An 18912-nucleotide genomic window follows, 5' to 3' on the forward strand; every position below is an offset into this window, starting at 1 on the left:
AGCGAGATTCTAAATAATAATGGGAGCTCGCTTTTTTCTTTTTAAGGTTGAAAGGAGAAAAAAATGGAAAATTCATTTGATAACGATAATACTCAACATAAGAACAGAAAAGGAATCAAATTTAAACAGTGGGTTTTTATTGGGCCACATTTTATTTTCTTTGTAGTATTTATTCTATTTCCAATGATTTATGGTTTTTATGCTTCATTTACTAAATGGAATTTAATTGGTTCTCCTAGTTGGGTTGGCTTAGAAAATTATGAAGCTATTTTAATGGATCCAACATCATCTTTTTACAGTCAATTTAGAAATGGATTGGTGAATACTTTAATATTTGTTGCTGGAACTGTTCCCCTTCAAGTCATTATTCCATTGGTTTTAGCAGTTATGTTGCAACATAAAGGTGTAAAAGGAAAAGGTTTCTTTCAAGCAATATTTTATATACCAGGTCTAATATCTGTTACTGCAGCAGCACTAGTCTGGTTACTTATATTCAACCCTCGTTTAGGGCCTGTAAATAATCTTTTAGGTTCTAATGTTACCTGGGCGGTTAATCAACCTTATGCATGGATTATTATATTCATGATGACTTTATGGGGAGCAATTGGTGGGAATATGGTAATCTATAGATCAGCTATGAGTGGAATTTCGAATGATTTATATGAAGCTGCTGAAATTGATGGAGCTACTAGTTTTGTGAAGTTTTTCAAAATTACATTACCTACTATTAAATTTCCACTATTATATACAATAGTTATGTCTACAGCAGCTGCATTCAATGTATATGCTCAACCATTAATGGTTACAAGTGGAGGTCCAGAGCAATCTACTTTCGTATTAATGATGTATATAAGAAACTTAGCTTTTGGTCAAGGGCAATCAGTTGCCGGAATGGCTGCAGCCATGTCCATATTATTAGGAATAGTTATTGTAATTATTGCAGCATTTCAATTTAGATTAATGTATCGAAGCTCAAAATAGAAAGGGGAAAAACAAATGGCAAAATCAAGATCTTTTCGTTTAACAAAATGGGCCTGCTATATTTTACTGACAATTATGGCAGCCATTTGGTTATTACCAGTTATATATGCTTTAACCACTTCATTTAAATCGCAATCTGATGTTATGCAAACAGGGTTTAGGCTTTTACCGGCTTCATGGATAATGGATAATTATGTAAGAGTTCTATCAAATACTTCTAGTGCGCCAATTGTTAGGTGGTTTTTTAATTCACTTTTTATTTCTACTACACATACATTATTAATGATGGTATTTGTTTCATTAGCTGCTTTTGGATATGCGAGAATGGATTTTAAATATAGAGATACAATGTTTTTTACTATACTCGCTATATCTATGTTCCCTGCAGTTGTCAATATTATTCCGAATTATATGATTGTTCATAAATTAGGATGGGTAAATACACCATTAGCCGTCATTATGCCTGGGTTAGGAGGAGTAGGAAATGTATTCCTAGTAAGACAATTTATGCAAGGATTACCGAAATCTTACGATGAATCTGCTCGAATGGATGGTGCAAATGACTTCACAATTTATTTTAAAATTATTCTCCCTTTAATTAAACCAGTATTAATTGTAACTTCCATCTTCTCATTTACTGGTTCTTGGAATGATTTTCTATGGCCGACAATTGTTTTAAACAATGTTGATCAGCTGACTATAACCGCAGGACTACAATTATTACAAGATATTTATGGAAACTATATGGTAATTGGTCAGTTAATGGCATCTGCGTTCTTAGCTATGATTCCAACATCATTATTATTTATTTTTGCACAAAAATACTTTATTGAATCATTAAACTTGAATACGGGAATTAAGGGATAATTTACAGGAGGAATTTTATTATGGAAAGAAAAACAGAGAGAAGAATTATAGTAGCTGCTTCACTATGGCATTTTATTAATGCTATGTTGACCATATTTGTTTTTGGACTTTGGTTTAAGAACAATGGAGACTTTGCCATAATGGAATTATATCCTGAATTAGCCGGAGGTAGCTCAAGTTTCGTTGATATATTGTATACAGTGCTATCAAGCTATGGAGTTATCCTTATACTAATCGGTATAGCAAACATTTATTGTCTAAGATACCTTAAAGATAACGAAATAAATAGGAAGTGGCAATTATGGATATTAGTTTTATGTTTAGGATCATTTTTTACTATCGATATTATTAGTTCGTTATTTTATATGATTGTCTTGGTTACGTACACTTCTAAAAATAAAGCAATACGATACAAATTGGAAAAAAATGAATTTATTAGATCGTCAATTTAAGGAGGGAAATTTTGTTGGATATAATAAACTATAATAATCCTATCGTTATAGAAAGAGCAGATCCTTGGGTATATAAACATACAGATGGATACTATTATTTCACTGGTTCTGTACCTGGTTATCAAGAAATAGAAGTTAGAAGAGCTAAATCATTGAATGAATTGGAAAATGGAGAAATTTCAACTGTCTGGAATGCTCACGATGAAGGAGAAATGAGTCAGTTGATCTGGGCACCTGAGATTCACTTCATTGATGGAGCTTGGTACATCTATTTTGCTGCTGCCCAGTCAGATCAACCAAAAAATAATATATTTCAACATCGTATGTATGTAATTGAATGTAAAGACGAGAATCCCTTAACGGGAAAATGGGTTGAAAAAGGCCAAGTTAAAACCCATATTGACAGCTTTTGTTTGGATGCTACTACATTTACACATAACCAGGAACTATATTATGTCTGGGCCCAAAAAGATCCCGCAATTCCTGGTAATTCTAATCTCTATATATCTAAAATGAAAAATCCTTGGACACTTAAAGGGCATACCACCTTATTAACGATTCCAGAATATGATTGGGAAAAAATAGGGTTCTTAGTAAATGAAGGACCGGCAGTAATAAAGCGTAACGGAAAAATATTTATCACCTATTCGGCTAGTGCTACCGATGAAAACTATGCAATGGGATTACTCTCTGCAAACGAAGATAGTGATTTATTGAATGGTTATTCATGGGAAAAATCTAAAGAACCTGTATTTGTTTCCTCTGAAGAAAATAGTTTGTTTGGTCCTGGACATAACTCTTTTACTAAGTCTGAAGATGAAAAACATGATGTTTTGATATACCATGCAAGACCGGAAAAAAATAAAGAAGGGGATCCATTAGATAATCCGAACCGACATGCGAATGCACAAATCTTTGATTGGGACGAATTTGGATACCCTGACTTTGGGGTACCTGGAGAATCTGTTTTTAATTAATTCATCTAGTAAGAAAGGAATAGTTGAATGAATAAAAAAAGACTCATTATAACTGGACTCTTATTTATTCTTATTTTGATAATTGGAGTGAGTGGATTTATGGTTTATTCAAGTGGAATCAGACCTCCTGAAGCTAGAAACTGGACGACTCAGCAGAAAGAAAGAGTATCCGTACATGATCCTGCTGTACGATCTGTTATAGATGAAAATGATGAAGAAACCTTTTATATTTTTGGATCTCATGTTGCACAAGCTAAAACTAAAGATTTCTTGACTTGGGAAGTACCACAAATGACTGAATATGAGAATATGGAAGATAATCTGATATTTGGTAATACAGATGAAAACCTGAAAGAAACATTTGAATGGGCCGGTCATGATGATGCTGATTCAAAGGGCCGTTACAATCTTTGGGCCCCAGATGTTATTTGGAATGAAGATTTTAAATGGGATAATGGAGATACAGGAGCTTACTTGATGTATTATTCATCAAGTTCTACCTGGAGACGCTCAGCAATTGTATTGATGGCTTCTCAAGGCATAGAGGGCCCCTATGCTTATGTTGATACAGTTATGTATTCTGGATTCAGTTCAGAAGATTCTACAGATGGAAGTGACCGAAACATTCATTACGAGGGAACTCATTTGCCAGAATTGATTGAAAATGGCACCATTTCTGGATTCAATGAAAAATGGGTGCGATTAAGTGGTAAAGAATATAATACCGACTATGCGCCAAATGCAATTGATCCGGCACCGTTTTATGATGAAAACGGAAAGTTCTGGATGGTTTACGGCTCTTGGTCTGGGGGGATTCATTTACTTGAACTTGAACCCGAAACTGGTAAGCCTATCTATCCTGGAAAAGATGGAAATACAGAAGATGGAAGAACAATTGATCGTTATTTCGGTATTAAATTATTCGGTGGGTACCATCAATCTGGAGAAGGTCCCTACATAGTTTATGATGACGAAACAGGTTATTACAATATGTGGGTAACGTATGGTGGGTTGAGTGCTACTGGTGGATATAACATGAGGTTATTTAGAGCAGAAACTGTTGAAGGTCCATATATAGATGCTAAAGGTAATACAGCTATATTTGAAGCAAGGAGTTCCAATTCAGATTACGGAATAAAGCTTCTTGGGAACTATCAATTTATTGGATTGCAAACTGGGTATCGGGCACCAGGGCATAATTCAGCTGTCAAAACAAAAGATGGAAACTGGTTTTTAGTATTCCACACTAGATTTGATCAAGGTACTGAAGCGCATGAAGTTAGATTTCATCAGATGATTCATAATAAAGATGGCTGGTTAATTCCTTTACCATATGAGTATAGAGGAGAGATCTCAGAAATTGACAAGGTCAATAAAGAAGATTTATTTGGAACATTTGAATATGTTAATCATGGAACAGAGAATTCTACAGAAATGATTGAAACGCTCGAAGTAAAATTTGCTGATGATCAAACAATTACTGGTGCTCTTAATGGTACCTGGGAGCTTGATGAAGAAGGATACTTAACTGTACAAGCAAATGATACTGTTTACAAAGGTTTTGTGACAGTACAATTAGATGAATTTGATGATACACGCATTGTATTTTCGGCTTTCGGAGATAATAATGAAATGATTTGGGGCATTAAACCATAATAATATATAAAAGGAGTAAAAAGTATGACGATTGAAATTTTAACAAATAAAAATGGTCCTATAATTAGTAAGTATATTTACGGGCAATTTGCAGAACACTTAGGACGATGTATCTATGAAGGGATTTGGGTTGGGAAAGAATCGGATATCCCTAATGATCAAGGAATCAGATTAGATGTTGTAGAAGCTTTGAAAGACATCAACGTTCCTGTGGTTAGATGGCCAGGGGGCTGTTTTGCGGATGAATACCATTGGAAAGATGGAATAGGAACGCCAGCAGAACGTAAAACGATTGTGAACACCCATTGGGGTGGAGTTGTAGAAAATAACCACTTTGGGACTCACGAATATTTTCATTTATTAGAATTACTTGGTGCAGAAGCTTATGTTAATGGAAATGTGGGTAGTGGAACGGTTCAGGAAATGCAAGAGTGGGTAGAATATATGACCTTCGAAGGCGAGTCTCCAATGGCTAACCTTAGAAAAGAAAATGGCAGTGACCCTGCTTGGGATGTTAAATTCTTTGGAGTCGGTAATGAAAGCTGGGGATGTGGTGGTAACATGCGACCGGAATATTATGCAGACCTGTATCGACGTTACCAGACGTATGTAAGAGACTATACGGATAAACATGTATATAAAATTGCCTGTGGTCCAAATATTGATGACTATAATTGGATGGAACAAGTGATGAAGATTGCAGCGCCATTTATGGATGGAATCAGTTTGCATCACTATGCGCTAACTGGAGAATGGTTAGATAAAGGACCGGCTTTAGATTTCCCAGAAGCACATTGGTACTCATTAATTGATAGTGCGAAAAAAATGGATGAGCTGATTACTAAGCATTCAACTATCATGGATAAATATGATCCAGAAAAACGTATCGGTCTAATCGTTGATGAATGGGGTTCATGGTTGGCAGTTGAAAAAGGAACCAATCCAGGCTTCTTGTATCAGCAAAATACCATTCGTGATGCGATGGTGGCTAGTGTAACATTAAATATCTTCCATCGTCATGCGGATCGGGTACAAATGGCGAATATTGCTCAAATGGTCAACGTACTTCAAGCTATGCTATTAACTGAAGGGAATAAAATGATTAAAACCCCAACCTATCATGTATTTGATCTCTACAAGTATCACCAAGATGCAGAACTGATGGACACATATGGAGATACAAAAGAACATGTAGATTATACAGTATCAAAAAAAGATGAGCGAATTGCTATTTCAATCTGTAATCATAGTCTTAATTCTAAAGAAACGATCGACTTTAATCTTCCAGATTATACATTTGATAATGCAGAAGCATGGATTTTATCAGCCGATAAAATGGATGCGCATAACACTTTTGAAGATCCAAATGCTGTTTCTAAAAAGTTATTTGATGATTATTCAATTAAAGACAAACAGATTTCTGTTACATTACCGTCAATGAGCATAGCTACTATACTTATTAAAGGGGCGTAAACATGTCATGCAAGACTTGTGAGAGATTAGAAGCGTTAGCAAGTCAAGATGTATTAGAATCAATTGAAGAGCAATTAAGCCTAGAAACCGATTTAGCTTCTAATGAATTGAAAGAGAAAAGACTAATCATTTGTGAATCGTGTCCTTTTTTTCAAAATCAGACTTGTATCAAATGTGGTTGCTATGCTATGTTTAGAGCGAGCCTGGAATATAAAAAATGCCCTATTGATAAGTGGTAAGTAAAGCATAAAGTTAAGAAAAGGATGCTTTAGCATCCTTTTCTTGTATTCTACTATAAATAGGGTATGGTTAAAGATACAATAAGTAAAATCAAATAAGTTGAAGGGGTATCCTCTTTATAATATAACCTGTTTTATAGTATAATTTATGTACGTACCATTCATTAGGAGTGAAATCAAATGTTAAACGAACCGAAATATATCATTATAAAAAAAGAAATACAACACAAAATAAAAGAAAAGGAGTATGCACTAGGGACAAAAATCCCTTCAGAAGCTGAACTTCGTAAACAATTTGATGTTAGCAGGCATACAATTAGGCAAGCGGTTTCTGAGCTAGTTAATGAAGGTTATTTAGTTAAACAGCAAGGTTCAGGGACGTTCGTAAGTGATTTATATCAGAAAGAAACTATTTCTAATAATAAAAAAACTATAGGCGTTATTACTACTTATTTATCGGATTATATTTTCCCTTCCATTATTCGAGGAATAGAAGAAGAGTTATCCAAACTTGATTATTCTTTAATGCTTTCAAGTACACGCAATAATGTTGACAATGAACGTAGCTCTCTTGAAAGTATGATTGATCAGAATGTAGATGGGCTTATTGTAGAACCAACAAAAAGTAATTTAATGAATCCTAATTTGAATTATTATTTAAATCTTTCAGAGCGACCTATTCCAATGATTATGCTAAATGCTTCTTATGAAGAGTTAGACTTTCCATTCATTGCATTAGACGATGTTAAAGCGGGGCGAATAGCAACTGAGCATTTAATTGAGCTGAATCATATTGATATTGGGATTATTACTAAAGCAGATGACTTACAAGGGAAAAATAGGCTAAAAGGCTATATTAAGGCATTATATGATGCGAAACTATCTTTTGATAGTAATTACATCATTAGATATGATACGGAGTCTAAGCAGGATCTCCCTAAAATGATCCATGCGCTTTTACTTTCTGAAAATGTTCCTACCAGTTTCGTTTGTTATAATGATGAAGTTGCCGTAATGTTGATCAAGGAAATCAATGCTATAGGAAAAGAGTGTCCAGATGATTTTTCTGTAGTGAGTCATGATAATAGTTTTTACAGTACCACGTTACCTTCAGTTAAATTAACATCAATTGATCATCCTAAAGAAAACTTAGGTAGATTAGCAGCTAAAAGTATTGTTCAAGCAGTAGAAGATGGCATCCCACTAAAATCGCATATATTTGAACCAAAGCTGATTATAAGAAATTCCACTAAAAATCTAGAAGAAAATCAAAGATCAGAGATATTAAATTAATAAATTTTATAAGGTACGTTCGTGTTGAACTGCAAATAAATGCAAGTATTGTATTTATTCGGTTGACACGTACGTACCTTTAGTTTAGAATATATTTGTAAGCGTTATACAAATAAGAAGATTAGTATTAACGATTTGTTTCAAGTGATATATGAAAAAAAAATAGCAATAAAGGAAGGTTGGTAAACTATGCTTGAAGAGCTTAGAAATCGAGTTTATGAAGCGAATATGGCCCTGCCGGAATATAAGCTAATTACATTTACGTGGGGAAATGTAAGTGGAATAGATAGAGATTCTAATCTAGTGGTTATTAAACCTAGTGGAGTAGCTTATGAAGATTTGACTCCGGAAACTCTAGTTGTTGTAGACCTTGAAGGAGAAATTATTGAAGGAGATTTCAACCCTTCTAGTGATACTGCAACTCATTTAGAACTATATAAAAACTTTAAAGATATTGGAGGGATCGTTCATACTCATTCTCCTTGGGCGGTAAGCTTTGCTCAAGCAGGGAAATCTATACCGGTTGCTGGAACAACTCAAGCTGACTATTTTTATGGAGATATTCCAGTTACAAGAGCAATGAAAAACGAAGAAATTGAAATAGATTATGAATTAAAAACCGGATCAGTTATTATTGAAACTTTTCAAAAAAATAAGATTGATCCGAATAGAATACCGGGTGTATTAGTCAATGATCATGGTCCTTTTACCTGGGGGAAGAATCCTGAAGAAGCTGTTCACAACTCTGTAGTTCTAGAGCAAGTAGCTGAAATGACTTATCATAGTCTTCAGTTGTCTTCAGACAATATTTATATGAGTCAAGTACTTTTAGATAAACATTACTTAAGAAAACACGGCGATAATGCCTATTATGGACAAAACTAAACTATAAATATTAAGGAAGTGCCAATATGTTAAAAACAGAAAAGAAAGTATTTTGGTTTATTGTGGGGAGTCAACATCTTTATGGACCAGAAGCATTAAAACAAGTTGAAGATCAGGCGAAAGCAATGACTGAATCATTAAAAAATGAAGCAGACCTGCCTTATCCATTAGAGTATAAAGCGTTGGTAACGACTGCTGAAGAAATAAAAGAAGTAATGAAAGAAGCAAACTATCGAGATGAAGTTGCCGGTATTGTTACTTGGATGCATACTTTTTCTCCAGCAAAACTATGGATTCCAGGTACAAAATTATTACAAAAACCTTTATTACACTTAGCAACACAGTATCATAAAGAAATTCCTTGGGATTCTATCGATATGGACTTTATGAACTTAAATCAGAGTGCGCACGGAGATCGTGAGTATGGATTCTTGAATGCTCGTTTAAGATTGAATAATAAAATCGTAGTAGGGCATTACAAAGATTCAGAGGTTCATAAAGAAGTGTCTGATTGGATGTTATCTGCAATAGGATTCGTTGAATCTCAAAATATTAAAGTTGCGCGGTTTGGAGATAATATGAGAAATGTTGGGGTAACGGAAGGGGATAAAGTGGAGGCTGCTATTCAATTTGGATGGACAGTAGATTACTTTGGTATCGGTGATTTAGTAGCTGAAATGGAAAATGTGACAGAGAAAGAAATTCAAGCAACCTATGACGAGTGTACTTCCCTTTATGAAATGGACCATGGAGATAACGATCCTGATTTCTTCGAAGAACATGTAAAAGAACAGATTAAAATTGAAATTGGACTTAGAAAATTCCTTGAAGCAGGAGGGTACACAGCGTTTACAACTAACTTTGAAGATCTACATGGTATGAAACAATTGCCAGGAATGGCTGTTCAACGTTTAAATGCTGAAGGATATGGATTTGCTGGGGAAGGGGACTGGAAAACCGCTGCTTTGGATCGTTTGCTGAAGGTTATGGCAAATAATGTATCTACCGGATTCATGGAAGATTACACTTATAACATGACCAAAGGAAATGAGTATATTGTTCAATCACACATGTTAGAAGTTGATCCGACTTTAGCAGCTACAAAACCACGTGTTGTAGTTAATCCTTTAGGTATTGGTGATAAAGAAGATCCGGCGCGTCTTGTATTTGATGGTAAAGCCGGGGAAGGATTAACCGTTTCAATGTTAGATATGGGAACCCATTATAGATTAATGATTAATACTTTCACGGCCGAAACACCAACTGAGCCAGCACCTAAATTACCTGTAGCTCGAGTAATTTGGAAGCCGAATCCGGATTTCAAAACAAGTATCAAAAAATGGATTGAAGCAGGTGGAGGACATCATACTGTTGCAACATTAGCTTTGAGCTTAGATATTATACTAGATTGGGCGAGACTAGTTGATATTGAAACTGTTGTAATTGACTAATAATCATAAACTGAAGAATAAACATATTGTTAAGTCTTAACTAGCTCTGGAATAGGTAATCTCTATAGAAAAGAGGCGAGTAAATGAAACGAAATAATGGAAAAAATGAATTTAACCAAGCGTCTGCTTCCTTAGGTATAGAATTCGGGTCTACACGGATTAAAGCGGTATTGATTGACGAGCATTTTTCTCCAATTGCCAGTGGTTCATATGATTGGGAAAATAGATTGGAAAATGGCTACTGGACTTATGATTTAGAAGAGGTATGGACAGGTTTGCAGTCTGCGTACCAAGAAGTGTCAAATCAGGTTGAAGCACAATATGCTGTAAAGCTTACTAAGATTGGATCAATTGGTTTTTCCGGTATGATGCATGGGTATTTAGCTTTTGATAAGGAAGGTAATCAATTAACTCCGTTTCGTACATGGCGCAACACTACCACAGAAGAAGCTGCAAATAGGTTAACAGATTTATTTAAATTTAATATTCCACATAGATGGAGTATAGCTCATTTATACCAAGCTATTTTAAATAATGAAACACACGTTGAAGAAATAGATTTTATTACAACGTTAGCTGGTTATGTGCATTGGAAGTTAACTGGGGAAAAAGTTTTAGGAGTTGGAGAAGCTGCTGGAATGTTTCCGATTGACAGTGAGTTAGTAGATTATAATACAACAATGATAAACCAATTTGATGAACTGGTTAGCAGTGACGGCTATAAATGGAATTTGAAAACAATCATGCCGAAAGTATTAAAAGCTGGTGAAAGAGCAGGTACATTAAAATCAGAAGGTGCTAACTTAATTGATCCATCTGGTCAACTAATTTCTGGAATTGCTCTATGCCCACCAGAAGGTGATGCCGGTACAGGTATGGTCGCGACAAATAGTATAGCTGAAAGAACAGGTAATGTATCTGCTGGAACTTCAGTATTTTCAATGATTGTATTAGAAGAGGAACTTTCAGACTATTATAATGAAATAGATATGGTGACTACTCCGACTGGTAAGCCGACAGCTATGGTCCATTGTAATAATTTTACAACGGATATAAATGCTTGGGCTAATTTATTCGCTGAATTAATAGCTGCTTTAGATCTTCAAGTTGATAAAAACCAGTTATTTACAATTATGTTTGAAAAAGCACTTGAAGCGGATTTTGACGGAGGAAGACTTATCAGTTGTAATTATTATTCCGGAGAGCCGATTACTGGATTTGAAGAAGGTCGTCCATTATTTGTTCAGATGCCAGATAGTGTGCTTTCTTTACCGAACTTTATGAGAACACAAATATACTCAGCTTTAGCAACCTTGAAGTTAGGCATGGATATTTTAACTGCAAAAGAAAATGTAAATGTAGACCAGCTATTAGGTCACGGCGGTTTCTTTAAAACAAAAAAAGTGGGGCAACAATTAATGTCTGATGCCTTAAAAGTACCTGTTTCTGTTATGAATACTGCTGGAGAAGGTGGACCATGGGGGATGGCTATTCTAGCCAGCTTCTTGATAAGGAAAGAAGCAAATCAATCTTTAGAAGATTTCTTGGATACGCAAGTATTTTCTTTTGAAGTACCCTACTCTGTTGAACCGGATGATTTAGGATCAAATAGTTTTGACATTTTCATGGAGAGATACGTTAAAATGTTAAAAATTGAAAAAACAGCTGTTCAATCTTTGAATTAATTTAGAAGTGATAGGTTTAAATAATTTATCAGAAAACAATTGATGTAGTGATTTATTCTACTCTAAAGAAGAGCGTAAAGGTACTATTCATTAAGAGATGTAAATAAAGAGATAAAAACTTGATTTAATAATAGGCCACTAGAAGTTTACTTAGGAAACCAACCCTAAAATACTTTAGTGGCTTTTGCTTTGAACTATTTCATAAAAAATTAAAATATATTGTAGGAAGGTGGGAGCCCGTTGATATCAGAAATTACAATTACAGATGAATTTTGGAAGCGATATATTGAATTAATAAAAAATGAAATGATACCGTTTCAATGGGATGTTTTGCATGATCAGGGAAATATCACAATTGATAAAGAACGTAATGATGCCTCCATTCCTTCGGACAAAAGTCATGCAATTGAAAATTTTAAAATTGCAGCTGGTAGATCGGAAGGACATCATTATGGCTGGTTGTTTCAAGATTCGGATGTTTATAAGTGGTTAGAATCAGCTGCGAATGTATATAGTATTGCTCAAGATGAGAAATTAAAAGAAATGATGGATGAAGTGGTTGATTTGCTTGAAGACGCTCAAGACGAAGATGGTTATTTGAGTACCTTTTATCAGATTGATGCACCAGAATTGAAATTTCGTCGGTTATTTGAAAGTCATGAACTATATTGTGCTGGACATTTAATTGAAGCTGCCATTGCTTACCAAGCTGCCACGAATGATGACAGACTTATACAAGTAGTAGAAAAGCTTATTAGATGTATTCAAAATCATTTTGGTTCTGAGAAAGGTAAAATCAATGGAGCAGACGGGCATCAGGAAATTGAACTTGCTCTGGTAAAATTATACGAAGTAACTCAAAATGAAGAATATTTAGAATTGAGCAAATGGTTTTTGGAAATACGTGGTCAAGATCCTGAATTTTACCAAAAGCAATTGGATGAAAATAGAAAACTTGGATTGGGAAAAGAGCATCCATTTTCAATTAATACAGTGTATTATCAAGCGCATAAACCGGTTTATGAACAAGAAGAAGCAGCTGGTCATGCGGTTAGGTTAGTCTATATGGCAGCTGCAATGGCGGATGTTGCCTATCATACTAAAAACAAAAAAATGCTTACTGCAGCTAAACGCATCTGGAAAAACATTGTGAAGAAAAGAATGTATATTACTGGAGGTATTGGATCCACTGTACTAGGTGAAGCATTCACCTTTGATTATGATCTTCCAAATGACACAATGTATTGTGAAACCTGTGCTTCCATTGGTCTAATGTTTTTTGCTAAAGCTATGCTTAAGAATTAACCGGATGCAAAATATGCTCATGTTATGGAGCGTGCACTTTACAATACTGTCATTAGTGGGATGGCAGTAGATGGGAAACACTTTTTCTATGTTAATCCACTCGAAGTGAATCCAGAATCAAGTAGATTGGATCCAACTAAAAGTCATGTCAAACCTACTAGACCTTCCTGGTTCGGTTGTGCTTGTTGTCCACCGAATATTGCTAGAACGTTAACTTCTTTAGAACAATATATATATAGCGAAATGAATCATACATTATATGTCAATTTATATATGGATCACCATGGAAGGGTTGAAATGCAAAAACAAATAGTTGAAGTTGAACAAAAAATTTCTTTACAAAGTGAAGGCTCTATTCAATTGAAAGTTAAATCTTCAAACCCGATTAAACTGGCATTGCGTATTCCTACTTGGGTAGAAAATATGGTGATTAAAAAAGAAACAAAAGAGTTTTGCTATGAAGTTATTAGAGGTTATGCGGTTATAACGATAGATCAAGCAACAACACTAAATCTAACCTTTGATATTCCTGTGGTCATGCATCAAGCTCATCCTAAGGTGAAAGATGATTACGGGAAAGTCGCATTGCAGAGAGGGCCTTTTGTTTATTGCTTAGAGGAAGAAGATAATGGAAAAGATATTCACTTAATTAGAGTACTAGATGAATTTAAAACAGAAGTCTTAAATCATTGTGACTTAGGTAAGCTAGTTTCGATTAAAGCAAAAGGTGAAAAACAAATTATTGATAAAGAATGGGAACAAAAGCTTTATCGAGGCTACGAAAAACCATCTTTTACAAAAAATGATCTTACTTTTATTCCATATCATTTATGGGGGAATCGAACAGAAGGTGAAATGCAGGTCTGGATTCATAAAAAATAAATGACATTTATATGAACAGAATAATGATAATTATATTTAAAATTGCTAAAGGTTTCTTATATTCTATTTTAAGAAAATGAATATTTCTGTTCATAGATGTAATATAGAATACGTTGAAAATATTGGTGGGCTATATAAATAGGATTAAACTAAAAAAGCAAGAACTCTTAAACTGTGAGTTCTTGCTTTTTGTCAATCTTTAATCACTAAGCCTAATAACTGAAGAAATCCTAGGGCTTGTTCGTTAGTGACGATGACTCCTTTAATATTTTCCGTATCAACTGTTATTCCGTCAAAAGTACTTGTTCTTAAATCAATACCTTTTAATGAAGTATTCAAGAATCTTATCCCACTTAGTTCGCATTGTTCAAAATAAATGTGTTGAAAAGTATTTTCGTAAAAATCACTTTCTTTGAGTTGTGAAGCATTAAAGACTACATTTTTATGTTTGGAATAAGCGAAGTTAGCCAAATCCATCATACAACTCTTAAATTGGACATCTTCAAGAAAACTATCACCAAAAGATGCGCCATTCATCCTACATTGAAGAAATTCTACTCGTTTTAATCCGGATTCATGAATTTCAGCATTGATACATTGACAATGATCAAACTTAACATCTCTAAAATATGCATTTGGGACACTAAAATAATCAAAAATCACATTTTCAAAGATTACATTCTTAAATTCAATATTCTTAATTGAATCAATTGTAATAGTGCAATCTTTAATCAGAGCATTTTCGATAATAGGATCTTCCTCGTCCATAAGAGAGACAAAATCTTGTTCAAGCAAGTCAGAGGAAATAGCAGGTTCAATAACTTTCTTTTTCATAGTTACTCCTTTACTCGTTTATATAAAATAGTGTATCTCTTTCTTAATTCAGTTACAAGTTTGTTTAATGTTTGGTATAATGTATAGATGAACAATGATTAGATCTAAAGAAATCTGAACTGTTTAAAACTGTTTAAAGGATGGCTTTCATGTTTAAAAAGCAATTTTTCCCCGAAACTACAATAAAAACACTTGCTTCTAATGCAAATGTGTACTCAGATGGTGCTTCTTTATTTAAAAAAGAAGTAGTCAAGCTTCTATCTGTTGATGATAAAGAAAATACGTTAACTTTTTCTGTAGAGGATCACAAAACAGAACAAGTCCATTTGCGTTTTTATCCTAATGGTGTAGCTAAAAAGTATCACTGTACGTGTGTTCCGTTCGAAAAAAATTCTGGTGCCTGCAAGCACGTAGTTGCAAGTATGTTGCAGGGGAATTTAATACAACAAACAGATTTGAAAAAAGTAAATAAAGCAAATAGGTCTATATCTGCCAGTAAGCCGATGTTTTCTTACAAAAAAAGTGAAGAAGCGCTTAATCAGCTAATCCAGATATCTAAACAAGAGATCTCAAGACAAACAAATGATTATAAAAACCAATCGATGAAATTTGAATTTGTTTTAAATGTTAGTGGTACTGGTTATGCCTATGCCTATGATTTTTATATGAAAGTCGGCCTTGACAGACTTTATGTGGTGAAAAATGTTCCATTTGTCATTTCGGAAATTCTTGAAGGAAGAACTTATGAGTTCGGTAAAAACTTCACCTTTGATCCTGAAAAACATGGCTTGCATCCTTCTGACAGAAAAATGCTAGAAGTTTTGTATGATTTATACCAGCTCGTCAAATCAGCTACACCTGTTGGATATGGACAATCTTATCAGAATAAGACTGAGTTAGAAATACCAGCTCGAAGTCTAAAATTGGTTTTGAGGACATTAGAGAAAACTGATGGAGGGTTTATTCGATTTGGTCGCCCGCCAAAACATTTGATGAGATTAAGTGATTTAGATAAAGTATTGATTAAAGAGTCTTTTGAACAATTTCCTTTAAAATTTAAGCTTGAGAAAAATGATCAACTTTATCATTTTTCGTTTGCAGACGACGATGTAGACGAATTGGAATTGAACTTCCATCGTGGTGCCAATATAGTTGAATGGAATCGAGCGTTCTTTTTCTTAAGTTCCGAACAATACAAGTTACTCAGTAATCTGATTGAAGTCTTTAATAAAAATGAAAGAGCGCCATTAGTGATGCGTTCTAAAGATTTAACGGAATTTGCATCCACTGTTTTGTCCCAGTTATCTTCTTTCTTGGACATTGAAGTAGAAGAAGCAGTTCAAGAAACTGTATATAGGCAAGATATGATTGCTCAATGCTATATTGATACATTAAATGATCAATTATTAGTCAGTCCAGTATTCAAATACGGTGAAGTATCGATTTACCCTTTAAGGGATCAACCGATTACAGAATCGGTAGACAAAGTTATTATTCGACAACTTATAAAAGAGGATGGACTATTAAGACTTGCTCATGAATGTTTAAGTACTGCAGTGGTGGTGGATGGTCATTGGGTTCTTGATTCATTAGATGAATTAAGTGAGTTTTTATATGAAAGTTTGCCTATGCTATCAGAAGAGTATGAGATTTTCATGTCTACGGATGCTAGACAACTCATTTATGAGCCGAAATCTGCCCCGTCAATTTCAATAGAGTTAAATCGGAATTCAAATCTATTAGATATAAATTTTGACGCTGAAGATATTGCAACAGATGAGTTAAGAGAAATTATTAAACAATTAAATAATAACAAACAATTTTACCGCTTATCGAATGGTAAAATATTGAATCTAAAAGAAGAAAAATTTAAGGAACTAAATGATACTGTGCAGAAAATGGATATTGAGTCAGATGATATTAGCGAACAAATGACTGTGCCCGTCTTCCAAGGTCTGACCGTGTTAGAAGATTCTATTATCAAAAAAGGAAATAGATTCCGGAAACTAGCTCAGCAGCTTTTAGAACCTCAAAATCTTTCATTTGATTTGCCGGATACTTTAAATGCTTCGCTAAGACCTTATCAGGAAACAGGGTATAATTGGCTGAAATCACTAGACTATTATGGATTTGGTGGGGTTCTTGCTGATGATATGGGACTTGGGAAAACGTTACAAACCATAGCGTTTCTACTATCAAAAACGCAAGAAGTCGGCGGTCAATATCTGATTGTTTGTCCTTCCAGTGTTCTCTATAATTGGCAACATGAGTTTAAGAAATTTGCACCGGAATTAAAGACGGTTCTGATTGCAGGGTCAATTGAAGAACGGGAAGCAGCAATCAAAGAAATGGAATCTGAGAAAACTTCTATCCTAATAACAAGTTATCCTCTGATTCAAAGAGATTTTCTCTTGTATAATAATTATCATTTCAAAACAATCGTTTTAGATGAATCGCAAAATGTTAAAAATAGTTCTGCTAAAACAACTCAAGCCGTCCACCATTTAAAAGCAGGAACGAAATTTGCTCTTTCAGGTACACCGATTGAGAATAACCTAGGTGAACTTTGGTCTTTATTTTCTATTGTCCAACCGGGATTGTTTAAAAATAGAAAAGCTTATAAAAAAGCAACTCAAACTCGGATCGCTGCTAAAATTCGTCCTTTTGTTTTAAGACGATTAAAACGCGATGTTTTAAGTGATTTACCTGCTAAAACTGAAACAACAGAGTATATTGATTTATCTACAGAGCAAAAACGAATCTATCAGTCACAACTGACTCTGATTCGTGAAGAGGTCAAAGGAATGATACAAGAAAATACTTTTGATAAAAATCGTATAAGAGTTTTAGCCGGAATGACCAGACTTAGACAGATCTGTTGTGATCCAGCTTTGATTATGGATAATTATACCGGGACTTCATCCAAGCTTGAACGGTTATTGGAATATCTTGAAGAGGCTAGGATGAATGGAAAAAGAGTTGTTTTGTTTTCTCAGTTTACTTCCATGTTAAGTATTATAAGAGAAAGATTGGACAGCCAGTCCATTGACTATCATTATCTTGATGGACAAACCAAAAATGAAGACCGACTCAAGTTAACGACTCGTTTCAATATGGGAGAAAAGGATTTATTCTTAATTTCTCTAAAAGCAGGAGGAACCGGTCTGAATTTAACGGGTGGAGATACTGTGATTCTTTATGACTCATGGTGGAATCCTGCGATCGAAGACCAAGCGGCTGACAGGGTGCATCGATATGGGCAAAAAAATGCTGTTCAGATCATCCGGTTAATTGCTACTGGTACAATAGAAGAACGAATAAATGAACTGCAAGCAAAAAAACGTGAACTGATTGATACTGTTATAGAAACTGGAAATGAACAGCCGATTTCTAGCCTTACAAAAGAAGAAGTTTTGTCTTTACTGACAGAATAGGATGAAAGTGTATTTAGTTGTAAAAAAACCATAGAAGACTTAAACTGACGATAATCAAAATTGAACGATCATAGAAGGTGTGTAAAATGGAAAATAAGCAATCTGCTTTAATATTACCGCCGGATGAGAAAGTCATTCTTGAAAAAAGAGCTAATATCAAAGATAAATGGTACAACTATATTGGCGGTAAAGTTATATTAACGAATAAAGCCTTATATTTTAACTCAAACAAATTAAATTTAAAAGAAGATGCCACACGTATTGTTTTAGATGATATACATGTATTGAGAAAAGGCAATTCTCTGATAGTCTTTCCGAATCGAATCATTGTTGGGGACCGCCAAGGTAATGAATATACATTAGTTGTAACGAATCGGAATGAGTTCTATAATGCTTTAGAGGATCAGCTAAAGTAGCGTAGTTTATAATGAGCAGTGACTATAAAAAGTTGCTGCTTTTTGTTTTTATTTAGATAACCTGTTTACAAGTTAGGTGTAT

The 18912-nt window shown here is 34.3% G+C and carries 15 protein-coding genes and 1 pseudogene; 15 read left to right on the top strand and 1 reads right to left on the bottom strand.

Features of this window, described 5'->3' with window-relative positions; all coding sequences use genetic code 11:
- Window positions 1-63 precede the first annotated feature (63 nt).
- The 13 genes and pseudogenes from BLT22_RS07850 (at window position 64) to BLT22_RS12575 (ending at window position 14146) form a co-directional block, all read left to right on the top strand.
- Window positions 64-981: a carbohydrate ABC transporter permease gene (locus tag BLT22_RS07850; protein ID WP_091762266.1), complete on the top strand. Its 918-nt coding sequence runs from the start codon at window positions 64-66 to the stop codon at window positions 979-981.
- 15 nt (window positions 982-996) lie between these two features.
- The gene (locus tag BLT22_RS07855) at window positions 997-1848 is read left to right on the top strand and encodes a carbohydrate ABC transporter permease (protein ID WP_091762268.1); all 852 of its coding nucleotides are present in this window, start codon (window positions 997-999) and stop codon (window positions 1846-1848) included.
- Between the two features lie 20 nt (window positions 1849-1868).
- On the top strand, window positions 1869-2300 hold the full coding sequence (locus BLT22_RS07860) for a hypothetical protein (RefSeq protein ID WP_091762270.1): 432 nt from the start codon (window positions 1869-1871) through the stop codon (window positions 2298-2300).
- Between the two features lie 14 nt (window positions 2301-2314).
- On the top strand, window positions 2315-3277 hold the full coding sequence (locus BLT22_RS07865) for a glycoside hydrolase family 43 protein (protein WP_176935398.1): 963 nt from the start codon (window positions 2315-2317) through the stop codon (window positions 3275-3277).
- A gap of 27 nt (window positions 3278-3304) precedes the next feature.
- Window positions 3305-4933 (top strand): glycoside hydrolase family 43 protein, encoded by a 1629-nt coding sequence (locus BLT22_RS07870; protein ID WP_236048893.1) that lies wholly within the window; start codon window positions 3305-3307, stop codon window positions 4931-4933.
- Window positions 4934-4957: 24 nt separating this feature from the next.
- Entirely contained in the window at window positions 4958-6406 is a 1449-nt protein-coding gene (locus BLT22_RS07875; protein ID WP_091762272.1) for an alpha-N-arabinofuranosidase, read from the top strand.
- Between the two features lie 2 nt (window positions 6407-6408).
- Window positions 6409-6645 carry a DUF6171 family protein gene (locus BLT22_RS12485; RefSeq protein ID WP_087058448.1) on the top strand — a complete coding sequence of 79 codons (237 nt, stop codon included), beginning with the start codon at window positions 6409-6411 and terminating at the stop codon, window positions 6643-6645.
- Window positions 6646-6825: 180 nt separating this feature from the next.
- A complete protein-coding gene (locus tag BLT22_RS07885; RefSeq protein ID WP_091762274.1) occupies window positions 6826-7938 on the top strand; it encodes a GntR family transcriptional regulator in 1113 nt (370 codons plus the stop codon).
- Window positions 7939-8127: 189 nt separating this feature from the next.
- On the top strand, window positions 8128-8823 hold the full coding sequence (locus tag BLT22_RS07890) for an L-ribulose-5-phosphate 4-epimerase (RefSeq protein ID WP_091762276.1): 696 nt from the start codon (window positions 8128-8130) through the stop codon (window positions 8821-8823).
- A gap of 26 nt (window positions 8824-8849) precedes the next feature.
- Window positions 8850-10274, top strand: coding sequence for an L-arabinose isomerase (gene araA / locus BLT22_RS07895; RefSeq protein ID WP_091762278.1), 1425 nt, complete (start codon window positions 8850-8852; stop codon window positions 10272-10274).
- 83 nt (window positions 10275-10357) lie between these two features.
- Window positions 10358-11959 carry a xylulokinase gene (locus BLT22_RS07900; RefSeq protein ID WP_091762280.1) on the top strand — a complete coding sequence of 534 codons (1602 nt, stop codon included), beginning with the start codon at window positions 10358-10360 and terminating at the stop codon, window positions 11957-11959.
- A 240-nt stretch (window positions 11960-12199) separates the two neighbouring features.
- Window positions 12200-13477, top strand: a pseudogene (locus tag BLT22_RS12490) (glycoside hydrolase family 127 protein); the annotation flags it as partial.
- Window positions 13478-13507: 30 nt separating this feature from the next.
- On the top strand, window positions 13508-14146 hold the full coding sequence (locus tag BLT22_RS12575; protein WP_369596178.1) for a glycoside hydrolase family 127 protein: 639 nt from the start codon (window positions 13508-13510) through the stop codon (window positions 14144-14146).
- Between the two features lie 192 nt (window positions 14147-14338).
- Here the strand turns inward: BLT22_RS12575 and BLT22_RS07910 are convergent, their stop codons facing one another.
- Window positions 14339-14980: a pentapeptide repeat-containing protein gene (locus BLT22_RS07910; RefSeq protein ID WP_087058456.1), complete on the bottom strand. Its 642-nt coding sequence runs from the start codon at window positions 14978-14980 to the stop codon at window positions 14339-14341.
- A 149-nt stretch (window positions 14981-15129) separates the two neighbouring features.
- Here BLT22_RS07910 and BLT22_RS07915 point away from each other — a divergent pair, with 149 nt between their 5' ends.
- Window positions 15130-18414 carry a DEAD/DEAH box helicase gene (locus BLT22_RS07915; protein WP_091762282.1) on the top strand — a complete coding sequence of 1095 codons (3285 nt, stop codon included), beginning with the start codon at window positions 15130-15132 and terminating at the stop codon, window positions 18412-18414.
- 86 nt (window positions 18415-18500) lie between these two features.
- On the top strand, window positions 18501-18830 hold the full coding sequence (locus tag BLT22_RS07920) for a hypothetical protein (protein ID WP_091762284.1): 330 nt from the start codon (window positions 18501-18503) through the stop codon (window positions 18828-18830).
- The last annotated feature ends 82 nt before the right edge of the window (window positions 18831-18912 follow it).

The organism is Marinilactibacillus psychrotolerans, from assembly GCF_900101525.1.
GTDB lineage: Bacteria > Bacillota > Bacilli > Lactobacillales > Carnobacteriaceae_A > Marinilactibacillus > Marinilactibacillus psychrotolerans.